This window comes from Aeromonas sp. 603607 (genome assembly GCF_049171595.1).
GTDB lineage: Bacteria > Pseudomonadota > Gammaproteobacteria > Enterobacterales > Aeromonadaceae > Aeromonas > Aeromonas veronii.
The window spans coordinates 1-25,839 of record NZ_JAAKOV010000012.1; the positions used below are offsets into that span (position 1 = coordinate 1).

A 25,839-nucleotide genomic window follows, 5' to 3' on the forward strand; every position below is an offset into this window, starting at 1 on the left:
GGAGTGCCGGGCTTTAGCTTGCCGGCGGACTGGAGCGGGGTCGTGAATGGCAACGTGGCGGGGACCACGGACGAGGGCGGGGCAGACAACAAGCCCTTCACCGTGACCGTCACTGCAACTAACGATGCTCCCATGCTGACTGTCTCGGATCTGCGCATATCCGAGGAGGGATTACCGGGATCCAATCCAGACAATTCACCCAATCCCGGCGATATTACCGATAGCACCTCGACCCATGCGACGGCAAGTGTGACAGATATCGACAGCAATACCTTTACGTTCACTCTTTCTGCTCCATCTGGCCTGAGCTCTGGAGGGGTACCAGTTGTGTGGAGTGGTATAGGGTCTGCGACACTGGTGGGTTCAGCGGGAGGGATCCCAGTCATACAAGTATCTGTAGATCCGGTTGGTAAATATACCGTCACCTTGCTGGGGCCCATCGATCATGAATTTGGAGACAATAAGGAAGGACTGAAGACATTTACCTTCAACCTGTCAGCCAGTGATGGTGACTTGAGTGATACCAAGCAGGTCAGTGTTGTTATTGAAGACGATATGCCCGTGATCACAGGCATCGAAAGTCTGGAAGTGATGAATGTAGCCGACATCACTACCGGTGGATTGTTTGGCGTCTCTTTTGGTGCTGATGGCCCTCTGGGTACTGGTGGACTGAAACTGACTGGATGGCCTGATTTGGCAGGGATCACCGAAACCTTGTCGACTGATGGCAAGACTCTGGTAGCAACCATTGATGGTAGTGGGCAGCCACCTAAAGTGTTCTATACATTGACACTCAATGACGACAATACTTACAGCTTTGAACTGGTTACTCCCCAGCCAACCCAGACTTTCTCGATCGGGGCACAGTTCGGTGCTGGAGGGCCTGTTGAGACGATCGGGGTTACTGCTGGCGGGATTGGTGTACTGTTCGATGGTCTGCTGTTCAATGGCAGCGTCAATAATCCTCAGGATCTGCCGGGGAGTGATGCAGATAATCTCAACCCGAACAACAATGGTTTCGGGATTAAGAACGGCAACCTGGACAATAACGAAGGGTTCAAGGTATCCACGACTGCAGCCGTTGATGGGCTCTCTTTCAACGTCTACGGGGTTGGCAACACCAATACCAGCACCATACAGTGGGTGGCTTATGCTGCCGATGGCGTGACCGTCGTCGATTCCGGAGAGCTTGTTCTGTCAGGACTCAAAGGGTCGATGCAGTTGGCCAGCATAGAACCCGATGGGGAGTTCAGCCAGCTTTATGTCCGCTTTGTGCTGAATGGCAATGACTCAGTGAGGATCGAGAATTTCGGAGTGATCGACAAGATCACGCCTCCTGATATTGACCTTGATTTCAGTGCTACCTTGACTGATGCCGATGGAGATAAAGCCAGCGCCAACTTTACCGTATCGGTCAAGAGCAATGAGCCTCCCGTCGCGTCCAATATTCTGGTTGTGGGTAGCAACACCTCGGATACCCCCGACACTACCGGGACCCCCGGCACGGATGATGATCACAAGGTGCCCAACTCCAACGGTAGTGTGGATGGTCTGGTTGCAGGCGGTGCTGGTCACGATATTGTGGTGGGGGACATCGGCGGCACCAGTACCAATTTCATCCCGGGTGAGAATTACAATATTGCCTTGGTGGTCGATGTGTCTGGCAGTATGGCTGGATCACGACTGAGTATGCTCAAGGCCTCCCTGACCCATTTGGCGAACCAGTTGAAAGATCATGATGGTGAGATCAATATCACCTTGATTGGTTTTGCGGCGAATGCCAGCGAGAGTGTGACAATAGTAGGGCTTGATGCCAGTAATGTGAGCAACCTGACCAATGCCATTGATGCACTGGTTGCCAATGGTGGCACCAACTATGAAGCCGCGTTCAATCAGGCCGTGCAGTGGTTCAATGATGGTAGCAAGGCTGCTCCCGGTTACCAGAACCTGACATTCTTTGTCACGGATGGTAACCCGACTTACTACCTCAATGACAGCAATCAGGTCGCTGGACCAGGCAACAGCACCACATTTGAGGTGATCAAGGAGTCGGTGGATGCTTTTGTTTCACTCAGTGCCATCAGCCAGGTCAATGCAATCGGGGTGACCAATGATGTTAACAAGGATTTGTTGAAGTTCTTTGATAACACGACTGAAACGGCAGATCAGTTTTACTCGGCAGGCAGCTTCCTTGACTTGGCCACATTTGGTAGTGGTAGCGGCATAAATGCCGCCTCGGGATGGGTGCTCAGTGGTGATGCTCAGGGATCGCATACCGTTACAAATGGAAGCTTGCGGATCCGGGATGATCGAACCGGTTCTGATTCTGACAGGACAATATTGGCGCTCGCCGTGGCCAATGCCATCCAGGTTTCTGCGGCACAAGCCGGAGCAAGTCTGCAGTTCCAGTATGCCTTGAATGGTGTTAATAGCAGCGACAGCTTCACCTGGAAGTTGGTGAAACTCGAGGGTGGCGTCTGGGATATGCTCAATCCAGTGCAAACGGGCACCATTACTGGCGTTAGTTCATCTGTTTTGACGGCTTACAGCACTATCACAACCGATGGACTGCCTGTCGGGCAATACGGGTTTGTGTTCGAACTGCTCGACAGCTCCAATGACCGGAATGCTGAGGTACGGATAGACAATATCCGGATCGAGCAGGGTTTCAATGCCCCGATCGGCGATGCCCAGATTGTGACCAGTGCCGAGCAGTTGACGGCAGCCCTGACCGAGGGGGATCAGATTACCGTGTTGCTGGGGGCCGGCAATGACGTGGCCGATGGTGGTGTTGGCAATGACATCCTGTTTGGCGATGTACTCAATACCGATACGCTGGCCAGCGAGTTGGGACTGGATCTGCCCCAAGGTTCTGGTTGGCTGGTATTTGAAACGCTGGAGTCCAGTCATGGGTGGACACGTGAACAGACGGTGGATTACATCCGGACCCATATTACTGAGCTGAGTGGGGAGAGTAGCCGCAGTGGTGGTAATGACACCCTATATGGTGGCAGTGGCAACGATATCCTTTTTGGCCAGGAAGGGAACGACACCCTTGTTGGAGGTGTCGGTGATGATTATCTGGATGGTGGTTCTGGTAGCGATATACTCACGGGCGACCTTGGTAAGGACATTCTGATCGGCGGCCTTGGCAGCGATACCATGACCGGTGGTGGGGAGAGTGACACCTTCAAGTGGCTGGCGGGGGATGCGGACGGCAGTATCGATACCATTACTGATTTCACTTTAGGTGATACCAACAATGGTGGAGATGTACTGGATCTCTCGGATCTGCTGGTCGGCGTACCTGCAGTGGGGAACAACGAGGATCTGGCAGCCGTGCTGGACAACTATCTGCAGTTCAACACGACGACCAAGACGTTGACGATAGATCCTGCCGGGGCCGGTGGGAGCCCAGAACTGACCATCCAGTTCCAGAACTCACTCGACCTCGCCTCACTGGGCTCCAATCAGGAGATCATCAAGCACTTGCTGGATGACGGTAACTTGAAGGTTGATCCGTAACCCTCTCTCGGGGCCGGGCTTGCCTGGCCCCTGTTTTTTCTTTAGGTGGATGGATAAGATAGCGGCCGTAGAAGAGAGGGTAATCATGCAGTCATTCAACTGGGTCGACATTGATGGCATCCGTTATAGCTGGGATGGACAGGGCAACATTACCTGCGCAGGTCAGTTTGGCTATCAGGCCTCGATCGCCGGTGATCGGCTGGATGGGATGGAGATAGAGAATGAGGCCGGTGATGTCGCGGGCTCGCTCTATGTTGACTTTGCTGCAGCCTCTATCACCTATGTGCCTGTTTTGGATACCGAGTCTGCCCATAACATGATTCTGGTTGGCCATGAGCAGGGTCAGCAGGAGTATCCACTGGTCAGTTTTCACCCTCCGTTGTTGCAAAATTTGCTTGGGCCGTCTGATACCATCCCTTGGTCTGCGATGGAGGAGGCAATTGGTGGCACCGATCTCGGACAGGCGGTGCAAGGACATGTTCTGTCGTGGGACTCGTTCCATTTCGATGATGAGGTGCAGGTCTGCGGTGCGACATCGTCACAAGATAAGGTAGAGCAGAGCCCAGATGTCTGCAGCGTGGTCACCATCAGTCTCGATCTGACCAATCAGATACTGGATCAGTTCCCCCCCTCGCATGATATATGAATCCCGTAACTGCACGGGCATAATGACCTCAATCTTTCCGATTGAGGTTTTTTTCTATGTGGCGTCCCCTTCTTACTCTTTCTGCTCTGGTTGTCAGTGCTCCGCTGCTGGCGATTGAAGTGCCGCAAGCGCCCCATCTGGTGGTGAGTGGTTATGCCGAGCAGAAGACCGAACCCGATATGCTCACCCTCAATGTGGCGGTGAGTGCACTGGATAAGCAGGGCCTCAAGGCCAAGCAGCAGGTCGATACCAAGGTCGCAGCCTTTTTCAGCCAACTGGAAGGGCTGGGGATCAAGCGCAGCGATGTTGAGGCTGGCAACCTGATGGTCTCTCCGGAATATCAGTATGGCGAGAACAAAAAGCCGGTATTGCTGGGATACCGTGCCCAGCGGCAATTGGCGGTCAAACTCTATCAACTGGATAAATTGAGCCCCCTGATGGATACCGCCCTCAAAGCTGGGCTGGAGTCCGTATCACAGATTGAGTACGGGTTGAAGTCGCCGCAGGTCATCAAGGAGCAGGCCCGTTTGAATGCAGTTGAGGATGCCAAAACCAAGGCTGAATCTCTGGCCAAGGCGTTCGGGATGAAGCTTGGCAAGGTCTACAGTGTGGAGTACCGCAATGCTTCGCCCATTACCGCCTACAGCCGCAACCTGAAGGTGGTGCAGGCCATGGCGATGGCTGCACCTGCGGCGGATATGGCGGACAACAGCTATCAACAACAGCAGATCACGGTAAGTGATAATATCGAGGCTGTTTTCTTGCTGGAGTGATGCCCGTCGTTTAAGTCCAGTCATGAACAACCCCGCCATTTGCTGCGGGGTTTTTATTGCGCATCGATGCAGATATAAAAAAGCCGACGCTCGTGTTTACTTCATCGGGCGTCGGCTTTTTGTTGCGCTGGGTTTATCAGGCGGTCACAGCATCAGCCTTGGTCGCTTCAGGAGCAGGGTTGCGGATGAGGTAATCAAACGCACCCAGTGCAGCGGTGGCGCCAGCACCCATGGAGATGATGATCTGCTTGAACGGTACCGTGGTGGCATCTCCTGCGGCGTAGACACCGGGCAGGGAGGTCGCCCCTTTGGTATCGATCTCGATCTCGCCAAAGCGGGTCATGGCAATCTCGCTCCCTTTCAGGAACTCGGTGTTCGGTACCAGGCCGATCTGGACGAAGATGCCCGCTACCGCCAGGTGTTTGATCTCACCTGTGGTGCGATCTTCGTAGTCCATACCGACCACCTTACTACCATCACCGATCACTTCGGTGGTGCGGGCGCTCATGATGATGTCGATATTGCCCATGGAGCGAGCCTTCTTCTGCAGCACTTCATCGGCACGCAGGGTGTCGGCGAACTCCACCACAGTCACATGCTCGACGATGCCAGCCAGATCGATGGCCGCCTCGATGCCGGAGTTACCACCCCCGATCACCGCAACCCGTTTGCCCTTAAAGAAGGGGCCATCGCAGTGCGGGCAGTAGGCCACGCCCTTGGTGCGGTACTCGAGTTCGCCCGGCACGTTCAGGTCGCGCCAGCGGGCACCGGTCGCCAGGATCACGGCACGGCTCTTCAAGGTGGCGCCAGAGGCGAGATCCACGTTCACATACCCATCTTTGCTGATGGCGGCGGCACGCTGTTCGGTGATCACTTCCACGCCGTACTGTTTGACGTGCTGCTCCAGGCTGGCGGCCAGCTTGGGGCCTTCGGTATAGGGCACGGAGATAAAGTTCTCGATGCCGACGGTGTCCATCACCTGACCACCGAAACGCTCGGCAACGATGGCGGTGCGAATGCCTTTACGAGCGGCATAGATAGCCGCTGCGGCGCCAGCCGGGCCACCGCCCACCACCAGTACGTCGTAGGGAGCTTTCTCATTCAGCTCGGCGGCCTTGCGCTCGGCAGCACCTGTATCGAGTTTGGCGACGATCTCTTCCAGCGAGATACGGCCCTGGCTGAACGGTTGGCCGTTCAGGTAGACATTCGGTACCGCCATGATTTGACGCTCGGTAACCTCTTCCTGGAACAGGGCGCCATCGATCATGGTGTGAGTGATGCCGGGATTCAGGGTCGCCATCAGGTTGAGGGCCTGTACTACGTCCGGGCAGTTGTGGCAGGAGAGGGAGATATAGGTCTCGAAGTGGAACTCACCCTTGAGATTGCGGATCTGCTCCTGCACGGCCGCATCGGCCTTGGAGGGGTGGCCGCCGCTTTGCAGCAGGGCGAGCACCAGAGAGGTAAATTCATGACCCATGGGGATGCCGGCAAAGTGAACGCGCGGGGCTTGGCCCTGCGGCGCGACACTCATGGAAGGCTTGCGAGCGGCAGTGCCAGAGGTCTGGGTGATCTTGGGGGACATCTCGGCGATCTCGCTGGCCAGTGCCAGCAGCTCTGCAGATTTGTCGCTGTCGTTGCCGGACACGCTGATCTCGATGGGATTGACGATGTACTGCAGATAGGTGTTCAGCTGTTGTTTGAGGTTGGTATCCAACATGGTCGAATTCCTTCTTGTAATGGCGAGTTGGCATTAAATGTGAGTCGGTCTGCTTTCAGGCCTATTTGGAAATGCCGGAAAGCAGACCGGCCCTTATGCGGGCCGGTCTTGGAAGCGGGAGGCTTAGATCTTGCCTACCAGGTCCAGGGACGGGGCCAGAGTGGCTTCGCCTTCTTTCCATTTAGCCGGGCACACTTCACCCGGGTGGGAGGCAACGTACTGGGCGGCTTTGACTTTGCGCAGCAGTTCCAGTGCGTCACGGCCGATGCCGCCAGCGTTGATCTCGACGATCTGGATGATGCCCTGCGGGTCAATCACGAAGGTACCGCGGTCAGCCAGACCAGCTTCTTCGATCATCACGCCGAAGTTGCGGGTGATGGTACCAGTCGGGTCACCAATCATCGGGTACTGGATCTTCTGAATGGTGTCAGAAGTGTCGTGCCATGCTTTGTGAGTGAAGTGGGTATCGGTAGAGACAGAGTAGATCTCGACGCCCAGTTTCTGGAATTCAGCGTAGTTGTCAGCCAGGTCGCCCAGCTCGGTCGGGCAAACGAAGGTGAAGTCAGCCGGGTAGAAGAAGACCACGGACCACTTGCCTTTCAGGTCAGCGTCAGACACCTGAACGAATTTGCCATTGTGGTAGGCGGTAGCATTGAACGGCTTGATTTCAGTGTTGATGTAGGTAGACATGTAATTGCTCCTTGGTGATGTACATATGCCGGTCTGGTGTTGAAGAGTCTTGCCAGACGAGGCGCTTAACTTTCGATAGATTCATCATAGGGGCTTCCGCTAATCGATAAAAGCCGCAATTTTGAATCGCTTAAATCTACTTATTAGATAGCTCACTATGGCTGTACCTAACATGAATATCTCTGGCCTACTGAGATAACTCCTTGTCGTGGTTCAATATCTGTGCGCTACATCGCCTTTTCAAGGCATAAGAAGGGGTGTGCAGATCCACGATGACGCGATGAGATAAACGGTGGTGCAAACAGGTGGCGCAGGAGGTTGAGACCGCTGCTCGCAGCGATGGGGGATGTGCTGGTAAGGGGGAAGCCGAAAAGCGCAGATAAAAAAATCCCGGCGCTATCGCAACGACAGGGCCGGGTCATCAAACAAGGAATGGCTATATAAACAAATGCTTTACAGCAAAGACTAACTACGGGGTGTGCAAACTTGCAGACATATGAGAGGAAGATAATGGGTGCACAATCCCTCGTCTCCCCCTCGGCAACTATTGCATGAGAGGATGATAGTGTGACGCAGATCACAAGGCAAGTATTTGGTGTAATTTTTCAATCAAAATGAAAGTGTTTCATCATTTTAGCTTATTTCGACGGCTGAAAACGCTTTTATTGTAATTTAATTACATCCAGATCTGTCAAAAGTCGGTAGGTGGTTCCTGCTCTTCCATCAATTCCAGCAGGTTGATGGCCACGGCAATGAAGTCCGACTCGGTGACAATGCCGATCAGCTTGCGTCCTTTGAGTACCGGCAGGCAGCCATATCTGTGCCGCTGCAGGTAAAGTGCCGCCTCCTTGATGCCGGCGTGAGGATCTACACTCGCCACTTGCCGTGTCATGATCTCGTCGAGTTGCACGCTGTCGGTAAATTCGGCTTCCCGCTCCGGGCTGATGAGCAGCAGCTTGGATTCCCGGGTGGCCAGGATATCGGTAAGGGTCACCAGCCCCAGCAGGTGGTGCTGCTCGTCGACGATGGGAATGTGGCGGATCCGCTCCTGCTGCATCAGGTCCATCGCCTGTTTGACACTGTTTGACGGACCCAGAGTGAAGGGGTGTTCGGTCATGATTTCGGATAGGGTCATCATGGTGGGCCTCCTTGTGTATCTGCTTTCACCCTAGCCCAGCCCCAACTGGCAAAACATGATCAGGGTCAATACAGAACATTAAAGAATCATTAACCGGAGGTGTGTCTCAATATTGCTCGCTACCCCTTGTCTCTCTTGGGTTTTTGGTCTTTTGGGTTGCCTTGGAAGATGGGGATAACTAGACTAGCCGCCGATTCCCCCCGAGGTGAAAGATGCAAGTATCCGATTTTCATTTTGATCTGCCAGACGAGCTGATTGCCCGCTATCCGATGGCAGAGCGTACCGCCAGCCGCCTGTTGCAGCTCGATGGTCAAACTGGCGCCCTGCGCCACGGTCAATTTGTCGATGTGCTGGATCAGCTCAATCCGGGTGACCTGCTGGTATTCAACAACACCCGTGTCATTCCGGCGCGCATGTTTGGCCAGAAGGCCAGCGGCGGCAAGCTGGAGGTACTGGTCGAGCGCATTCTGGACGAGCACAGCGTGCTGGCCCATGTCCGTGCCTCCAAGGCGCCCAAGCCCGGCACCCGGATGAGCATGGATGGTGGTGTGGAGGCAGAGATGCGCGCCCGCCACGACGCCCTGTTCGAGATCCACTTCCTCGACCCGCGTCCGGTGCTGGAGATTTTGGAGGCCATCGGCCACATGCCGCTGCCCCCCTATATCGACCGTCCCGACGAGGATGCTGACAAGGAGCGCTACCAGACCGTTTACAATCAAAAACCGGGGGCTGTCGCTGCGCCGACCGCCGGCCTGCACTTTGATGAGCCGCTGCTTGAGAAAATTCGGGCCAAAGGGGTTGAAACGGCCTTCGTCACCCTGCATGTAGGGGCGGGGACCTTCCAGCCGGTGCGGGTTGAGAAGATTGAAGATCACCACATGCACTCCGAGTATGCGGAAGTGCCGCAAGAGGTGGTAGATGCCATCGCGGCCACCCGTGCCCGTGGTGGCCGGGTGATTGCGGTGGGGACCACGTCGGTCCGTTCGCTGGAGAGCGCGGCCAAGGTCACCCTGGCCCAGGGCAAACCGTTGGCGCCCTTCTTTAGTGACACCGATATCTTCATCTTCCCTGGCTACCAGTTCCAGATCGTCGATGCCATGGTCACCAACTTCCATCTGCCGGAGTCGACCCTGATCATGCTGGTCAGCGCCTTTGCCGGTTATGACAACGTGATGGCGGCCTATCAGGCAGCCGTGGCCGGGCAGTACCGTTTCTTCAGCTACGGGGACGCCATGTTCGTCACCCGTCGCCAGGTTGAAGCATAAGCTTCAGCTTATTTACCGGGCCGTGAGCGGCCCTCCTATTGTCAGACTGTTTATCTGACGCAGCCGAGGTAGCAATGAAATTTGAACTGAAAACCACCGACGGCCGTGCCCGTCGCGGTCAACTGGTCTTCGAACGTGGTGTGGTACAAACGCCGGCCTTTATGCCGGTCGGGACTTACGGCACCGTCAAGGGGATGACCCCGGAAGAAGTGCGTGAAACCGGCGCCCAGATCCTGCTGGGTAACACCTTCCACCTCTGGCTGCGTCCGGGTCAGGAAGTGATGCGTGCCCACGGCGATCTGCACGATTTCATGAACTGGCAGGGCCCGATCCTGACCGACTCCGGTGGTTTCCAGGTGTTCAGCCTGGGCCATATTCGCAAGATCACCGAAGCGGGCGTCCACTTCCGTCACCCCATCAATGGCGAGAAGATCTTCCTCGACCCCGAGAAGTCCATGGAGATCCAGTACGATCTGGGCTCCGACATCGTGATGATCTTCGACGAGTGCACCCCGTACCCGGCCACTTATGAAGAAGCGCGCAAGTCCATGGAGATGTCCCTGCGCTGGGGCAAGCGCTCACGCGACAAGTTTGATGCGCTGGGCAACAAGAACGCCCTGTTCGGCATCATTCAGGGCTCGGTCTACGAAGATCTGCGGGATGTCTCCCTCAAGGGGCTGCTGGAGATCGGTTTCGACGGTTATGCGGTCGGCGGTCTGGCCGTGGGTGAACCCAAAGAGGACATGCACCGCATCCTCGAGCACGTCTGCCCGAAAATTCCGGCTGACAAGCCGCGCTACCTGATGGGTGTCGGCAAGCCGGAAGATCTGGTGGAAGGGGTGCGCCGTGGTATCGACATGTTCGACTGCGTCATGCCGACTCGCAACGCCCGCAACGGCCACCTGTTCACCACCGATGGCGTGGTGAAGATCCGCAACGCCCAGCACCGCAACGACACCAGCACCCTGGATGCCGAGTGTGATTGCTACACCTGCAAGAACTACAGCCGCAGCTACCTGCACCATCTGGACAAGTGCAACGAGATCCTCGGTGCCCGTCTGAATACGATTCATAACCTGCGTTACTACCAGCGTGTGATGCAGGGTTTGCGGGACGCGATCGAGCAGGGTAAATTAGACGACTTTGTAACAGAGTTTTACCGTCGGCAAGGGAAGCCTGTGCCTCCGTTAGCTGAAAATGACGTTAAATAACAACAACATATAATTTTTTTAATCTACATCAATAAGAGGTTGTTAAATGAGCATTATCTCCAAGGCGTATGCAGAAGGCGCAGCACCGGGTGCACAGGGTGGTGGTATGGAAATGATCATCATGCTGGCCGTATTCGGCCTGATCTTCTACTTCATGATCTATCGTCCCCAGGCCAAACGTGCCAAGGATCACCGCAATCTGATGAGCTCCTTGTCCAAGGGTGATGAAGTGCTCACTTCCGGTGGCCTGGTTGGCAAAATTGCCAAAGTGGCTGCAGACAGCGATTACCTGGTGATCGCCCTGAACGACCAGACTCAAGTCACCATCAAAAAGGACTTCGTCTCTGCCGTTCTGCCCAAGGGTTCTATCCAGTCCCTTTAATCTCCCAAGGAGCACAGCGTGTTGAATCGCTATCCGCTGTGGAAATACCTGATGGTGATCCTGGTGATCGCCATCGGTTTTCTATATGCAGCCCCCAATCTTTACGGCGAAGATCCGGCTTTGCAGGTTTCTGCCAGCCGTGGTGCCGAAGTCAAGCTAGATACTCTTGATCTGGTGAAAGAGACCCTTGAAGCGGCCAAGATCCCGGTCAAACATGCTGCATTCGAGCACGGTTTTATCCTGATCCGTTTCAAGAACACCGAAGACCAGCTGAAGGCGCGCGATATCGTTGCCAACAAGCTGGGCGACAACTTCATTACCGCACTCAACCTGGCACCTTCCACTCCCGCCTGGCTCGAAGCCATCGGTGCGGCGCCTCTGAAGCTGGGTCTTGATCTGCGCGGTGGTGTGCATTTCCTGATGGAAGTGGACATGGCCGAAGCACTGACCAAGCAGCAAGAGCAGATGGTGCAGGATTTCCGCTCCGAGCTGCGCACCCAGAAGATCCGTTACTCCGGCGTACGCCGGGTCGGTGATCAGGTGCAGGTGATCTTCCGTGACGAAGCCGATCAGGAACGCGCCGTTTCTCATCTGCGTCGTCAGAACCCTGATTTGACTTTCACTACCGAGCAGAAGGGGGATGAGTTCATCCTGCTGGCTGGTCTGAGCGAAGCCAAGATCAAGGAGGTGAAGAAGTACGCCCTCGAGCAGAACATCACCATCATCCGTAACCGGGTCAACGAACTGGGTGTGGCCGAGCCGCTGGTACAACAGCAAGGCGCCGAGCGCATTGTCGTTGAACTGCCCGGTATTCAGGATACCGCCCGCGCCAAGGAGATCCTGGGTGCAACCGCGACCCTGGAGTTCCACATGGTGGATGAGGCGGCTGATATTCAGGCGGCTGCTGAAGGGCGAGTTCCCCCCAGTTCCAAGGTTTATACCGATCGCAATGGTCGTCCCGTGGTGCTGCAAAAGCGAGTGATCCTGACCGGTGACCACATCGTGGGTGCCCAGTCCGGTTTCGACGAGTACAGCCGTCCCCAGGTCAACATCAAGCTGGATGGCCAGGGTGGCAACAAGATGGCCAACTTTACCAAGGACAACGTCGGTAAAGGGATGGCGACCGTCTTCATCGAGTACAAGCCGGTCGGTCAACCGGGTCCGGATGGCAAGCGCAAGTTCCGCAAGCAGGAGGAGGTGATCAACGTCGCCACCATCCAGTCGCGTCTTGGCAGCCAGTTCCGTATCACAGGTATCGACAATGCCAACGAAGCCCACAACCTGGCGCTGCTGCTGCGTGCCGGTGCCTTGATCGCCCCGATCCAGATCGTGGAAGAGCGCACCATTGGCCCGAGCCTGGGTCAACAGAACATCGACAGCGGTATGGAAGCCATCGGCTGGGCCATGCTGGTGATCGTGCTGTTCATGGGGATCTACTACCGCGCGTTCGGCTGGGTTGCCAACCTGGCGCTCTGCATGAACCTGGTGTTGATTGTCGGCATCATGTCGATGATCCCTGGGGCCACCATGACATTGCCGGGTATCGCCGGTATCGTCTTGACGCTGGGTATGGCGGTGGATGCCAACGTACTGATCTACGAGCGTATTCGTGAAGAGATCCGCAACGGTCGCGGTGTTCAGCAAGCCATCCATCTGGGCTTTGATCGGGCATTCTCCACCATCGCCGACTCCAACGTGACCTCGCTGATCACTTGCGTGATCCTGTTCGGTATCGGTACTGGCGCCATCAAGGGCTTTGCCCTGACGCTGGGCATTGGTCTGACCGCCTCCATGTTTACTGCCATCACAGTTTCCCGTGCCATTATCAACCTGGCTTGGGGTGGACGGCGTATCGACAAGCTGCCCATCTGAGGATAGAGAAATGTTTCAGATTCTACATTTTGAAAAACCGATCCCGTTTATGCGCTATGCCAAGCCGGGTGTGGTTTTCTCTTCCGTGCTGATGGTGGTAGCCCTGTTCTTCCTGTTTGATCGGGGGCTGAACTGGGGTCTGGACTTTACTGGTGGTACCACCATCGAGGTGGGATTCCAGCAGTCGGTGAGCCTGGACAAGATCCACGACGTTCTGGAAGAGCAGAAGATTGAAGGGGCCACCCTGCAACACTTTGGCTCCAGCCGTGACGTACTGTTCCGTTTGGCTCCGAAAGAGGGGGTCAAGGTCGAGCAGCAGGGTAACGAGGTGCTGGCAGCGGCCAAGCTGCTCGATGAGGGCGCTGTACTCAAACGCGTCGAATTCGTCGGCCCTTCAGTCGGTGACGAGCTGGCTACTGACGGGGCGTTGGCGATGCTGGCCTCCATCATCTGTATCCTGATCTACGTGGCGGTGCGCTTTGAATGGCGTCTGGCCATGGGCGGCATCCTCTCGCTGGTGCATGACGTGGTGATCACCCTGGGCGTCTTTGCCTACTTCCAGTACGAGTTCGACCTGACCGTGCTGGCGGCATTGATGACCCTAGTGGGTTACTCCCTGAACGATACCATAGTGGTGTTCGACCGCTTGCGGGAGAACTTCCGCAAGGTGCGCAAAGGGGATACCGACTACATTCTCGATCTCTCCATGACCGAGACCCTGAGCCGTACCATCATCACCTCCGGGCTCACCTTCGTGGTGGTGCTGGCGCTGCTGCTTAAGGGCGGCGCGCTGATCCACGGTTTTGCCGTGGCCATGGTGATCGGTGTGGCGTTCGGTACCTACTCCTCCATCTATGTGGCGAGTGCGTTTGCCATGTTCCTCGGCGTCAAGCGCGAGCACATGCTGCCCACCCAGGTAGAGAAAGAGGGTGCGGACCAACAGGAAATCCTGCCGTAACAGTGAAGAGCGCCTCATGGCGCTCTTTTCTTATCTCTGCGTGTCGTTTGCTGACGCAGATGATTTCAACAAAAGGAGCTTGCCATGCAACACAATCCCCGTTTTTTGGCGCTGGTTGACGGGATCCGCTCCCGCATCACCGAAACCGATGTTCACCAGATCAAGCGCTGGCAGGACGAAGGGCGCACGTTTCACCTGATCGACGTGCGGGAAGAGAGCGAGTGGGCCAAAGGCCATCTGCCCGGAGCCCAATATCTGGGTCGTGGCGTGATTGAGCGGGATATCGAGACCCTGTTCCCGGATCCCGAGACCACGCTCTATCTCTATTGTGGTGGCGGTTTTCGCTCCGTACTGGCGGCCGACAATTTGCAACAGATGGGTTATCGCAACGTAATCAGTGTTGACGGCGGTTTTCGCGGCTGGCTGGAGGCCGGATACCCTGTCGAATCCTGATTTATTTGATGGAGAGGGGCTCAGCTACATGACAAAGTGGCGGCTGACCTTTACCATATGCGGGGTCAAGCGTAAGCGTCGGAGTGTTCATTGAACGTCAGGAAAGGGATTGGATACCTCCTTGGTATCCTGTTGCTGCTACCCATGTGGGGTTGCAGCAGTAGCAGTCATGTCAACACCCCTAAGGTTCCCAAGGCGCAGCCTGCTTCACTGGTATTGGCGACCCCCCTGCAGGTCTCCTACCAAAGCGAGTTGGCGCTCGCCCGACTCGGGCAGATGCTGAGTGAAATGGAGTTGACCACGGAGCAACGGGCCGAGTTGTTCTATGAACGTGCCGTGGTGTTTGATCGCGTCGGCTTGCGTTCCCTTGCTCGTCTCGATTTCAACCGGGCCCTGCGGGAGAAACCGGATTTCGCTGAAGCCTATAACTTCATCGGTGTCTATCTGGTACAGCAGCAGAACTACGACGAAGCCTATGAGGCATTCGACTCAGCCCTCGAGCTGGCACCCGATTATGACTATGCCTACCTTAACCGCGGTATTGCCCTCTATTACGGTAATCGTCCCGAGCTGGCAGCGGCCGATATGAAGCGTTTCTACGAAGCGCAGCCGGAAGACCCTTATCGGGTGATCTGGCTCTATCTGGCCGAGCAGAAGCTCAATCCCGCTGCGGCCATGAGCCGGATGCGCGAGCGCCTCAACAAGTACGATGACGATGCATGGAACTGGGATCTGGTGCGTCTCTACACCGGTGAGATCAACGCGTCCCAGCTGATGGGCAATGTGGTGAAAGGGGTGAAGGATAACCGGGAGCTGGCCGAGCGCCTGTGTGAAACCTATTTCTATCTGGGCAAGTTCGAGTTGGGCAAAGGCAACCGCAAGGAAGCCATCAGCTACTTCAAGCTGGCGCTCTCCAACAACGTCTATGACTTCATCGAGCACCGCTATGCTCTGCTCGAACTGGAGCTGATGGCACGTAAACCCTTGCCGCCGGGTGCCCAGAGCAAAGGCGAACAGCCCTCCTGAATGGAGATGGCGATTACCCAGTGATAAAAACCTCGGTATGAGGCTAATGCCAGTCAGTGAAGCCTGACTGGCATTGTTTTTATCGGCTTCTTCACACCCACTCCCGTGGCTTGGCTCCATGTCACAGTGAGCTTCGTGTCGCTAATCCACACAACCTCGCCAGTTTTTTCCAACTCTGCCGCCCGCTTCTGAATAATGAACGGACACATCTGATCCATGCAGCTCATTAGATGGATGGGTTGACTCCGTATGAGGCTTTGTCGGCTCGTCGTATGCCTCCTGATATGGGTGATTCTCTTCCCTATCGCGGTGGGCGACTGGTTGACTATCGCTGCTCTTGTTCGATTCCTGCCGGACTGCCTCTCTTAATGGGTGAGGCTGACGATAGGGAGTAAATATGCGTGCTGGCCCGTGCTTTTACACTCCGTTACATCTGCTCGTCCTGTGACCGCCCCATAATGACCCCTGATCCCCTAACCCTGTGCGATGGGGGGCGGATCAGTAGTCGATAAGGTGGAGATCACGAGCAGTTTCCTGTCAGCACGGAGGCCAGGACGGCAGATGTCACAGAGCGTATCAAACCAGGTGATCAGACGAATGCTGGGAGCCTGCCAGCAGCAGGGGGGCGATCCCGATGCCATTCTAATGGCGGGCGGTCTCACGTCGTTCGACATCGAGCGGGAACAGGGACGGTTGCCGGCCCACAGCCACTACCGGATGCTGCAACTGATGCAGCCCTATCTGGCCAGTTTTCACGAAACCATTCTCTCCTACGACATCGGGCAGCTCTACCAGCACTATCCACCCCTTATCAGCCTGTGCCTGAATCAGCCCTCGCCGCGGGCTGCGCTTGAGGTGCTGCTGGCCTATCGCCCCATCATCGGCAGTTGTGACGAGCTGCGGGTGCTGCGGGGGGCGCAGGCCAGCCAATACCTGTATGTCAATCAGGGGCCCGCCAGCCTGGGGGCGAGTCAGGCTATCCCCAACTTCATCATGCTCTACCGAATTTTGCGAGTCTATCTGGCGGATCCCCGGGTCTCGGTGGGCTTCACGGGGCGGCCGCCACCGCGCCATCAGTTGCTGGACCAGTTCTTCGCCACCCGCTGCCGCTGGGAGCAGGAGGAAAACACCCTGACCATCGACAACGCCCAACTCGACTGTCCCAGCCAGTGCTACAACGAGCCGCTGGGTCATCTGCAATTGGCTCAGCTGGCGCAGATCTGTGCCGACATCGCCGAGCGGGCCCCCTTTGCCTGTCTGGTGGGGGAGCGGATCCGCCACAAGATCCGAGAAGGGGGGCTGGAGAGCGACGAGAGCCTGCTCAAGGAGGTGTGCACGGCCATGAATGTCAGCCGCTGGACCCTGAATCGCAAATTGCAGGGGGAGGGACGCAGCTTCTCCACCCTGCTCAGGGAGGCGAGGGTGAGCGAAGCCTGCCGCTTGCTGGGGGAGGGTGATCAACCGCTACAGAACATCAGCGATCGGGTCGGCTTCTCGTCCCAGAGCGCCTTCAACCGCTTCTTCAAGGCCAACACCCGGATGACGCCGCTGGCCTATCGCAACTCCCGCCAATAAAAACGGGACTGGCGCAAGGCCGGTCCCGTGGTCGGGTCATTGCTGGGCTATTGTCGGGCAAGGCCGGGCTGGGGGCCCGGCCGTGCCTGCCTTTGTTAGCGGGTGATGGTGGTGACGCTGGCGGGATCCACCCCGGTCGGCAGTGCCAGTGCCCCTGGCGTGGTGTTGCTCACCACGATCTCTTTGCTAACCGTGAAGCTGACCGGCGTGCTGGCGGAGACATCCGACGAGGGGCTGATGTAGGCGCTGTAGCGGCCCGGCTCCACGATCCACTGGTTGCTGGCCTCATCGAAGCTGGCGAGGATGCTGGCCGGAATGGTGAAGCTCAGCTGTTCGCTGGCCCCCGGTGCCAGTTGCGCCGTCTTGGCAAAGGCCTTGAGCTCGATGAGCGGTTTCTTCAGCTTGACCTCGGGGGCGGTCACATAGACCTGGGCCGCCTCCTTGCCTGCCACGGCGCCGGTGTTGGTGATGGTGGCGGTCAGCACCAGGCTGCCGGTTGCACCATCGGCCAGGGTATTGTTGGCGATGGCGGGGCTGGTGTAGCTGAAGCTGGTGTAGGAGAGACCGAAGCCGAACGGGTAGGAGACCGCCTGCTCGAAGGTGCTGTAGTAGCGATAGCCCACGTAGATCCCTTCGTTGTAGTAGAGATCGTCCGGTTCGCCGTCCCCGTCGGTGTCCTCGCCCGGGAAGGTGCCGGCGGAGGGTACGCTGGCGTAGCTGTGCGGGAAGCTCTGGGCCAGTTTGCCGCTCGGGTTGACCGCGCCGGAGAGCACGTCCGCCACCGCGTGACCGGTCTCCTGGCCGGCCATGTAGGCCAGCAGGATGCCATCCACCTTGTCGCTCCACTGGGCGGTGTCGATGACGCCGTTGACATTGAGCACCACCACCACCTTCTTGCCCTGGGCTTGGAAGGCGCTGCTCACCGCGTCGATGAGGGCGCGTTCGTCATCACCGAGCAGATAGTCCTCCTTGCCGCTGCTGCGATCCGCCCCTTCCCCGGCCTGGCGGCCGATACTGATGACGGCGGCTTGCTGGGTGGCAGCTGCATTGGCGATCAGCGCCGCCAGCTCGCCGCTGATTGGCGCCTCGGCGCAGGTGTAGTAGCCCTTGGCGCCAAATTGCCCCTCGTGATAGACCTTGTTGTTCTCGTAAAAATCGCGGTAGTAGCTCTGCAACGCCTCGTTGACCGGGAAGCGTGCCGCCAGTCCCTGCGCGATGGTAGTGGTGCTGGCGGCGTTCACATCCCCGCTGCCGGTGCCGCCCTTGTAGGTGTTGATCTGATTGATGCCGAAGCTGGCCAGGGTGCTGCTTGCCGCCAGCGGCAGGGCCGCGGCCTCGTTGCGCAGCAGCACCATGCTCTCGGCGCCGGCCTGACGGGCCAGTTTGGCATGGGCGGTCAGATCCGGGTTGTTGCTGATGGCCAACTGGCTGTAGGAGGGGCTCTTCATCACCTGGGTCAGGATGTGGATGACGGCCTCGTTCACCTTGGCCTCGTCGAGATCGCCGTGCTCGATGGATTGCTGCAACTGCTCCTTGACGTTCCCCGGCTCGATCAAATCCTGCCCCGCCAGCACCTGCTTGTAGGCATTGTTGGCCACATCGCCGGCAAACCAGTCGGACATCACCAGGCCGTCGAACTTCCACTCGCCGCGCAGCAGGTCGGTCACCGCATCCCTGCGCTCGTTGACATAGGTGCCGTTGACCTTGTTGTAGGAGGTCATCACCGCCCAGGGCTGGGCCTCGTCCACCGCTATCTGGAAGCCGCGCAGATAGATCTCGCGGAAGGTTCTCGGTTCGCCGATGTCGTTGATCTGGTTGCGGTTGGTCTCTGAGTTGTTGCCGAAGTAGTGCTTGATGGTGGTGCCCACCCCGTTGCTCTCCACCCCGTTGACCATGGCGGCGCCGATTTTGCCGGTCAGCAGGGGATCTTCCGAGTAGTACTCGAAGTTGCGGCCATTGAGCGGGTTGCGCTGGATGTTCATGCCCGGAGCCAGCAGGATGTCGACCCCGTACTGGCGCACCTCGTCCCCCATGGCTTCGCCGACGGCCTTGACCAGCTTGACGTCCCAGCTGGAGGCGAGCAGCGAGCCGATGGGCCAGGCGGTAGCGTAGTAGCTGGCGCTGTCACCGTCGCGGTTGGCGTTGATCCGCACCCCGGCCGGCCCGTCCGCCAGTTTGAGGGCCGGAATGTCGATGCCGTCCGCGCTGCGCAGCACGCCGTTGATGTAACCCGCCACGCCGGGCACGTCCTGCTTGACGTTGATAGCGCCGTTGGCACTGCCGTAACCGGGGCCGGAGAGCAGGTCCAGCTTCTCGCTCAGGGTCAGCTTGGCCACCATGGCCTCGGCCTGGCCGCGGTAATAGGCATCGTCCTTGACCAGGGGATCCGAGTCATTCTGGTTGCAACCGACCAGCAGGCCGGCCAGCGCCAGGCTGACACCCAGTGAAACCGCTTTCAATTTTGTGGTGATAGGCATGAAGACGTCCTCGTAACTGTCTGAATAAAAATACAAAGGAGATATCGACACCGGGCGCAAGGCATCCGCCCGGGCTGGGCCGCTCTGCTGGCGGCTGCCATTGGATATCGCAAGGAAGGCCGAACGGGCCGGTGGGCCGGCGTTTGGCTGCAGGCAGGTTAACAAGCCGGGCGATGGCTGCCTTGCCCCGAGGGAGCGAGAAATGTGCCGGCGGGAGCAAGGGGGCCGAGTTGTGAGCAAGGTCGCATCGAAAGGCGGTGCCAAAGCAAAGGTGGGGGTGGCAAGAGGGGAAAGGGCAGGGGAGAAGGAGGGAAAACGGATGGCCTGACGGCCAATGAGGATGGCTGCGATCAACACGCGAGGGGGCCGGCGGCCCCCTCGAAGATCAGCTGATATGCCCGGGCAATGGCCCGGGACGGCTCACTTGGGCTGTTTGAGGGCCCCGGCGAGTTCAATCTGCACCTTGACCCCCTCCTGCTTGAGCGCCGTGGCGACGGCGTTCAGATCGGTGCCCGGCTTGGCTTCCAGCAGGGCGATGCCGCCGCTGCTCTGCTTGAAGCGCAGGCCGTGCCGGCTGGCCAGCGCGCTGGCCTGGTTGTCATCGGCCTCCACCAGCAGGGTGCCGCTGACGGTGAGCTCGGGGCTGGCGGCCCCCTGCATCAGCACATCGCCACGGTGCAGGGTCTGCAGCGGTTCCTTGCCATCGAGACTGCGGGTGGTTCGCGACTTGCTGCCATGGTCGGGGATGAGGTAAGTCTGGCCATTTACCTCTATAGTGCTGTACTGCTTGCCCTCCAGAGTCACGGCTTCTGCCGCCACAGCATTAAGGGCGAGGGGGGCCAACAGGCTGGCCAGCAGTAAGGTAACCGGTTTGTTCATGATAAAACTCCTCGCTTGTTAGCTGTGGTTGGCGTCGTGACCCAGGATCCGCAAGGACCACTCGATCAGCTTGCCTGGCTGGCGGTTGTTGCGCTCGGTCAGGGTGGTGCGCTCACGGGTCTCGCGATTGAGCAGAGAGACCTGACGGGTACCGTTGGCAACGTCGGTTACCTCCAGTCGCCATGTGCCTTGCGCCGGTTCACCATAAAACTTGTGGGAGAGCAGGCGCATGTCACGCAAGCCCTTGGTACGCACATAACCCAGCTTTTGCAGATCGAGCGACTGGCCAACCAGGCTGTTGAGCGGGTTCAGCAGTATGCTGCGGGTACCGGCGGGGGAAACCAGTTCGATCAGCAGATCGGGCAGGCGCTGATGATCCAGACTCACCATCACCTGAACCGCTTCTACCGTCAATGGTGTGGCAATGCGGGTTGTCGAGCTGGTCGGGCTGTTGCCCACATCCGGGATAGTGGCGGCACTGCCGGTGACATTGATCTTCTGCCATGGCAGCTGTACCAGCGGGGGGAGGGGCTGGTGATTGGCTGCCAGCTCAAGGGCCTTGTTGACGTCAATCAGACCAAAACCGTAAGTCGGGCTGAACCACATGCCGGCGGCATTGCGCTCCCACCCTTCCAGCCCTTTCATATCACGCACCTTGCCGGTGCTGCTGGTGTAGCTGACCATCACAGGTTTCTGTGTGGCATCGACCCGGGTTGCGCTGCGCGCCAGCAGATCCCGCAGGTCACGTACCGACAGATCCGGGTAGGCGGACATCAGCAGCGCCATGGCGCCGGAGGTGCTGGGGGTGGCGGAGGAGGTGCCGTTCATCACACCGTTGTAGTCGCAGCTGGCATCCAGTTGCGGGTTGCCGTGCAGCCGGTTGGTGCTGGGATCGTCGGTGCGGTTGTAACCCATGTCGCAGCCGGGCAGATCCGTGGTCACCATCGCCGGAGAGTCGGTACCGTATTCGCCGCCGGTCGCGCTCAGGAAGATGTTGCTGCCGACGCTGGAGTAGGAGGATCTGACGCCATCGGCGTTGAGCGCGCTTACCACCAGGTTCCAGAAGTTGCTGTTGGAGGGATCGAGGTTGCTGTTTTCAAACGGCAATTTGGGGCCATTGCCGGTGCGGTTAAGCACATAGCCGCCCGCCGCTATCTTGTTGAAGCCGTTGCCGGCGGCCTTGATATAGGCCGCACCCTGCGCCTTGAGGGTCTGTTGTTCAAACAGGCGATCAAGCTGGGATTGATCCAGAGAGTTGGCAGAGCGGGGATCCACCACACTCATGCCGTAGCTCTGGTTGAACACCCGGTTGTCGCGACTGGCATCGCTGTCCCCAAGGGCGTAGAGCCAATCCTTCTGCAACTGCTGGCTGTTGTCATCCAGCAGGTTGAACCCCTGCAGCTGGGCTCGCGGGGCAATCCCCTTGGTACCGATGACGTTGTCCACCGCCGCAATGATGCCGGAGACCGATGTGCCGTGGGCCGTATCCGGATCGGTCGGTGTCGGGTCATCGCTGCCGGTCACCACGTTTTTCGAACCCGGACGCACGTTGTCCGCCAGATCCGGGTGGGCGATGGCCAGACCATCATCCACCACGGCCACATTGACTCCCTGGCCCAGCACGCCGGTGCGATGAGCCCACCAGAGGTTGAGATCATTGCCTGCTATGCCGCCACGGGCGCTGAATCCATCCTGGCCGCTGTTGAGCAGATACCACTGCTGATCCTGCAGGGGATTGGCACCTGGCAGGCAGCGCTCGGTGCTGCTGCGTCCGATATCCATGCCGCTCTCCTTACCGGTGAGCGGCGCACAACCTTCATTTGCCTGAACGAGCGCACTGGGCAGGGTCGACAGCAGTGCTGTGATCGCCAGTGCTAACGATGTTTGCTTCATTATTTTTTTAACTCCATCTTGGATCGCACCATCCTGAGTGCGACGGAAATCTATACACGGGTGGTAGGGGTTCAAAAAGAGCCATTTTCAAAAAACGCAATGAGGTTCAAAGAAATCCGATCTGGTTTATGGTAGGTATTCCAATGACGCTGGTTATGTGTTCTATTGAGAATAGTTCTCATCGTTCACTACTGATCTTTTTATCTGTAATTCACTCCTCTCGCGACTCTCCTTCGCCGCAGCCATCTCGATTCGGGGCAATCCCGAGGGGAGCTCGTGCGCTCTTGGAAATAAACGGCATGGTGGTGTGTGCCAATGTGAGTGCTGGTATGCGTTCGGGTGAGCCTGCAAGAGTGATGAGGTGGGGGTGGGTCAGTGGTTTATTGCTTGGCGGCGGTGGATGGCTCTGTTATGGTAACTCAAATAGCCGTTTGGATGGCTAGATTGCTGCGGTGTGAAGGGCGTTACTTCTGAGGGCGGCCCCGCCGCAGGCCCATAGCTTGATGCGTACCTGACAGGGAGTCCCTATGCCGTTTCGTTCCTTCTTACCTTCTTCTTGCACTGCTTCCTTGCGCGCCACTGCTGGCGCCAGCACCTTTATTGCCGCGATGGCGGTCGGGAGCCTCTCTTTTTCCGTGGTTGCCGCCGATGCGTCCTTGCCGGCCAAACAGGAGATCGTGATTGGTACCACTGTGGGGGATTTTGCCGACATGGTGACCGACTCCATCAAGCCGCAGCTGGAGGCCAAGGGGTACAAGGTCAAGCTGGTGGAGTTCACCGACTATGTGACCCCCAATATTGCTCTGGCTGACGGATCACTGGATGTGAACTGCTTCCAGCACAAACCCTATCTGGAGAGTTTTGCCAAAGATCGCGGCTTGTCGCTGGCACCTATTACCCAGGTGCCAACCGGTCCGATGGGGCTCTACTCCGGCAAGCTGGTGGCACTCGACAAGGTGAAAGAGGGGAGCACGGTGGCCATCCCCAACGATCCCACCAATCAGGCGCGGGCGCTGTTGATGCTGCAGGATCTTGGTTGGCTCACTCTCAAGGAGGGGATAAAACCGCTCAAGGCGAGCGAGTTTGATGTGGTGAACAATCCGCACAATCTCAAGCTGGTACTGCTGGAGGCGGCGCAGTTGCCCCGCTCGCGCGAGGATGTGGACTTCTCGGTGATCAACGGTAATTTTGCCGCCTCCAGCGGTATCCCGTTTAGTGAAGGACTGTTTCTGGAGCGCAGCTATGATTTTATCAACTGGGTGGTGGTGAAAAGCGCAGATGCGGATCAGCCTTTTGCCAAAGATGTGGTGGCGGCCTACAACTCGGCGGCGTTCAAAGCCTATGCAGCCAAGCGTTTCGTCGGCTACAAGTACCCGCAAGGGTGGGGTGGCTAACAGTCGTAAATGTGGCCCGGCTATACAACGAAAAACGCCCCGAATTCGGGGCGTTTTTTTATGGTATCAAGCCATCAACGGGCGCTTCACTGGTTGCGATAGAAGCGGTTCAGCTCGTTCATCACCTGGATCATGGCGCCCATATCCGGGGTGCCGTGCTTGATCGGGCGATAGCTGTTGCGCTCCAGCAGTTCGAAGTCACCCTGCTTGTTGAAGTGGGTGATGGTCTCCCCTTCATAGATGGCGAAGTCGTTCTGATCCCCGGCCAGCAGCCAGTTGCGCGGGCTGGTATCAAACAGCGAGCGGCCAACGCTGTAATCGCGCGCCGGATTGCGCACGCCCAGCATCCCCTGCATCAGGGTCGGCGCCAGATCGAAATGGCTGCTCGGTTGTTCCCGAACGTCACTGCCGCGCCCCGGCCAGGCCAGTACCAGCGGTACCTGCACCTGATAGAGTGAGTAGTTGCTGCCTGCGCCCCAGCTGTTGCTGCGGGTGTCGTTGAACTCCTGGCCGTGGTTGGAGGTGATGACGACGATGGTGTTGCTGTCCATCCCCTGCGACTGCAATTTGGTCAGCATCTGCTCAAGCAACTGGTCGGTATAGAAGACCGAGTTCTTGTAGCGGTTCTCCAGTCTTTGCAGGTTCTCCGCCCGATAGGCGGTCGCCGGATTGAAGTTGGCGAGCTCCGGTTGGAACGGCCCCTTCATGGTGGCGGGCAACTGGTAGTCGCCGGGGCTCGAGAGATAGACCAGCGAGAACCAGGGACGCTCGGGAGAGCGCTTCTCCAGCCACTGCTGCCAGTCGGTCAGCAGCTTGCCATCGTCACTCTGCTCGGAGACAAACACCTGTTTGCGCAGACCGGCGAGGATGCTCTTGCGATACTTCTGGGCATCTTCCATCGCGCCGAATAGCCCGAACTGGTAATCCTGGCGCAGCATCTCGTCGAACAGCACCGGCGGACGCTTGTCGCTGCTGATGTCCTTGTAGTAGTGGCCGGGCAACCCGTAGAAGAGGCTGAACATGCCCATAAGATCATCGTTGCCACCACTCAGGTGATTGCGGAACGTCAGATGCTGATCCGCATAGCGCTGCAGATTGGGCATGTTGATGTTGTTGAGCATGTCAAAACGCAATGAGTCGACCACCACAATCAGCAGATTGTTGTGAGTCAGGGGGGCGTTGACGTTGAGCGGGCGCAGTGGGTAATGCATCCGGCTGTCGCTGTTATCACCCTGGGAGGCCGCCTGCTTCTCGTACTGATCCAGATCCAGCCAGCCATGTTTGGCCAGGAAGGAGCGGGCCGTCATGGGGTAGGAGAGGGGGAAGTTGGCTCTCTGCATGGTGATGGGCTGATAGAGGGTCGCATCCGCCCAGCTGTTGACCACGTGGGTCAGAATAAAGCAGATCAGCAGGGCCAGCCCCACCTGATTGCCGTACTGGCGGCGCTTGCGCTTGTTGATCTTGCGCCAGACATAGGCCGACAGCAGCAGTTGCAGCAGGAAGATGGTGGGCACGGCAACGAAGATGATGCTCCAGATTGAGCCCTCTTCGGTTTGCGCCTGATCCAGCAGCAACTGCCATACCTGACTGTTGAGGTGGAACTTGAACAGCCGGAATACCTGGGTGTCGATCAGCAGCAACACCAGCGCCAGGGTGGCGATGATGGCGGAGATGAACCGCAACGACTTCTCCTTGGGCAGCACGAAGCTGAGCGGGAAGATCGTCAACAGGTAGGTGACAAAACTCAGAAACGAGAAGTGGCCAATCCAGCTTACAACGAGATAGATCACGCCAAGCGTGGTCGATGGCCAGCTGATGGCACCCAGATAACGGGTGGCGATGAGCATGGCCAGAATAATGTTGAAGAAGGAGAACCAATGCCCCCAGGTGATCAGGCGAGAGACATTATCACGATAGGGGTTACCGGTTTCGACCATAGTGATCCATCTGCGTTGAGAAACGTCA

General features: G+C 57.6%; 19 protein-coding genes. 12 read left to right on the forward strand and 7 right to left on the reverse strand.

Annotation, left to right across the window (positions count from 1 at the left end):
- Positions 1-42 precede the first annotated feature (42 nt).
- From G5315_RS12440 to G5315_RS12450, 3 genes are all read left to right on the forward strand, one after another.
- The gene (locus G5315_RS12440; protein WP_421333121.1) at positions 43-3,525 is read left to right on the forward strand and encodes a VWA domain-containing protein; all 3,483 of its coding nucleotides are present in this window, start codon (positions 43-45) and stop codon (positions 3,523-3,525) included.
- 85 nt (positions 3,526-3,610) lie between these two features.
- The gene (locus tag G5315_RS12445; RefSeq protein ID WP_042056172.1) at positions 3,611-4,171 is read left to right on the forward strand and encodes a hypothetical protein; all 561 of its coding nucleotides are present in this window, start codon (positions 3,611-3,613) and stop codon (positions 4,169-4,171) included.
- 56 nt (positions 4,172-4,227) lie between these two features.
- A complete protein-coding gene (locus tag G5315_RS12450; RefSeq protein ID WP_005337338.1) occupies positions 4,228-4,944 on the forward strand; it encodes an SIMPL domain-containing protein in 717 nt (238 codons plus the stop codon).
- Positions 4,945-5,080: 136 nt separating this feature from the next.
- Here G5315_RS12450 and ahpF read toward each other — a convergent pair whose 3' ends face one another.
- From ahpF to G5315_RS12465, 3 genes are all read right to left on the reverse strand, one after another.
- The gene (gene ahpF, locus G5315_RS12455) at positions 5,081-6,661 is read right to left on the reverse strand and encodes an alkyl hydroperoxide reductase subunit F (RefSeq protein ID WP_270906245.1); all 1,581 of its coding nucleotides are present in this window, start codon (positions 6,659-6,661) and stop codon (positions 5,081-5,083) included.
- Positions 6,662-6,784: 123 nt separating this feature from the next.
- On the reverse strand, positions 6,785-7,351 hold the full coding sequence (gene ahpC, locus G5315_RS12460; protein ID WP_005337335.1) for an alkyl hydroperoxide reductase subunit C: 567 nt from the start codon (positions 7,349-7,351) through the stop codon (positions 6,785-6,787).
- Positions 7,352-8,042: 691 nt separating this feature from the next.
- Positions 8,043-8,489 carry a CBS domain-containing protein gene (locus G5315_RS12465; RefSeq protein WP_013723842.1) on the reverse strand — a complete coding sequence of 149 codons (447 nt, stop codon included), beginning with the start codon at positions 8,487-8,489 and terminating at the stop codon, positions 8,043-8,045.
- Positions 8,490-8,701: 212 nt separating this feature from the next.
- Here G5315_RS12465 and queA point away from each other — a divergent pair, with 212 nt between their 5' ends.
- The 8 genes from queA (at position 8,702) to G5315_RS12505 (ending at position 17,231) form a co-directional block, all read left to right on the forward strand.
- The gene (gene queA, locus G5315_RS12470) at positions 8,702-9,754 is read left to right on the forward strand and encodes a tRNA preQ1(34) S-adenosylmethionine ribosyltransferase-isomerase QueA (RefSeq protein WP_421333122.1); all 1,053 of its coding nucleotides are present in this window, start codon (positions 8,702-8,704) and stop codon (positions 9,752-9,754) included.
- 74 nt (positions 9,755-9,828) lie between these two features.
- Positions 9,829-10,965, forward strand: a complete 1,137-nt coding sequence (gene tgt, locus G5315_RS12475) for a tRNA guanosine(34) transglycosylase Tgt (RefSeq protein WP_005337329.1) — start codon at positions 9,829-9,831, stop codon at positions 10,963-10,965.
- A gap of 46 nt (positions 10,966-11,011) precedes the next feature.
- On the forward strand, positions 11,012-11,347 hold the full coding sequence (gene yajC, locus G5315_RS12480; protein ID WP_005337327.1) for a preprotein translocase subunit YajC: 336 nt from the start codon (positions 11,012-11,014) through the stop codon (positions 11,345-11,347).
- An 18-nt stretch (positions 11,348-11,365) separates the two neighbouring features.
- Positions 11,366-13,219 (forward strand): protein translocase subunit SecD, encoded by a 1,854-nt coding sequence (gene secD / locus G5315_RS12485; protein ID WP_421333123.1) that lies wholly within the window; start codon positions 11,366-11,368, stop codon positions 13,217-13,219.
- Positions 13,220-13,229: 10 nt separating this feature from the next.
- The gene (gene secF / locus G5315_RS12490; RefSeq protein ID WP_421173000.1) at positions 13,230-14,177 is read left to right on the forward strand and encodes a protein translocase subunit SecF; all 948 of its coding nucleotides are present in this window, start codon (positions 13,230-13,232) and stop codon (positions 14,175-14,177) included.
- An 84-nt stretch (positions 14,178-14,261) separates the two neighbouring features.
- Complete coding sequence (locus tag G5315_RS12495) at positions 14,262-14,630, forward strand: rhodanese-like domain-containing protein (protein ID WP_005344690.1); 369 nt, start codon at positions 14,262-14,264, stop codon at positions 14,628-14,630.
- 90 nt (positions 14,631-14,720) lie between these two features.
- Positions 14,721-15,656 (forward strand): lipoprotein NlpI, encoded by a 936-nt coding sequence (gene nlpI, locus G5315_RS12500; RefSeq protein WP_005344691.1) that lies wholly within the window; start codon positions 14,721-14,723, stop codon positions 15,654-15,656.
- Positions 15,657-16,253: 597 nt separating this feature from the next.
- Positions 16,254-17,231 (forward strand): helix-turn-helix domain-containing protein, encoded by a 978-nt coding sequence (locus G5315_RS12505; RefSeq protein ID WP_421221667.1) that lies wholly within the window; start codon positions 16,254-16,256, stop codon positions 17,229-17,231.
- Positions 17,232-17,326: 95 nt separating this feature from the next.
- On the opposite strand, the gene G5315_RS12510 is transcribed toward G5315_RS12505, so the two are convergent.
- From G5315_RS12510 to G5315_RS12520, 3 genes are all read right to left on the reverse strand, one after another.
- Positions 17,327-19,708, reverse strand: a complete 2,382-nt coding sequence (locus G5315_RS12510; protein WP_421333124.1) for a beta-glucosidase — start codon at positions 19,706-19,708, stop codon at positions 17,327-17,329.
- Between the two features lie 420 nt (positions 19,709-20,128).
- On the reverse strand, positions 20,129-20,590 hold the full coding sequence (locus tag G5315_RS12515) for a serine protease chaperone (RefSeq protein WP_421221665.1): 462 nt from the start codon (positions 20,588-20,590) through the stop codon (positions 20,129-20,131).
- Between the two features lie 15 nt (positions 20,591-20,605).
- Positions 20,606-22,480 carry a S8 family serine peptidase gene (locus G5315_RS12520; protein WP_421333125.1) on the reverse strand — a complete coding sequence of 625 codons (1,875 nt, stop codon included), beginning with the start codon at positions 22,478-22,480 and terminating at the stop codon, positions 20,606-20,608.
- A gap of 608 nt (positions 22,481-23,088) precedes the next feature.
- Here G5315_RS12520 and G5315_RS12525 point away from each other — a divergent pair.
- Entirely contained in the window at positions 23,089-23,874 is a 786-nt protein-coding gene (locus G5315_RS12525) for a MetQ/NlpA family ABC transporter substrate-binding protein (protein ID WP_421333170.1), read from the forward strand.
- Between the two features lie 86 nt (positions 23,875-23,960).
- On the opposite strand, the gene G5315_RS12530 is transcribed toward G5315_RS12525, so the two are convergent.
- Complete coding sequence (locus G5315_RS12530; protein ID WP_338455102.1) at positions 23,961-25,811, reverse strand: DUF3413 domain-containing protein; 1,851 nt, start codon at positions 25,809-25,811, stop codon at positions 23,961-23,963.
- Positions 25,812-25,839: the final 28 nt, after the last annotated feature.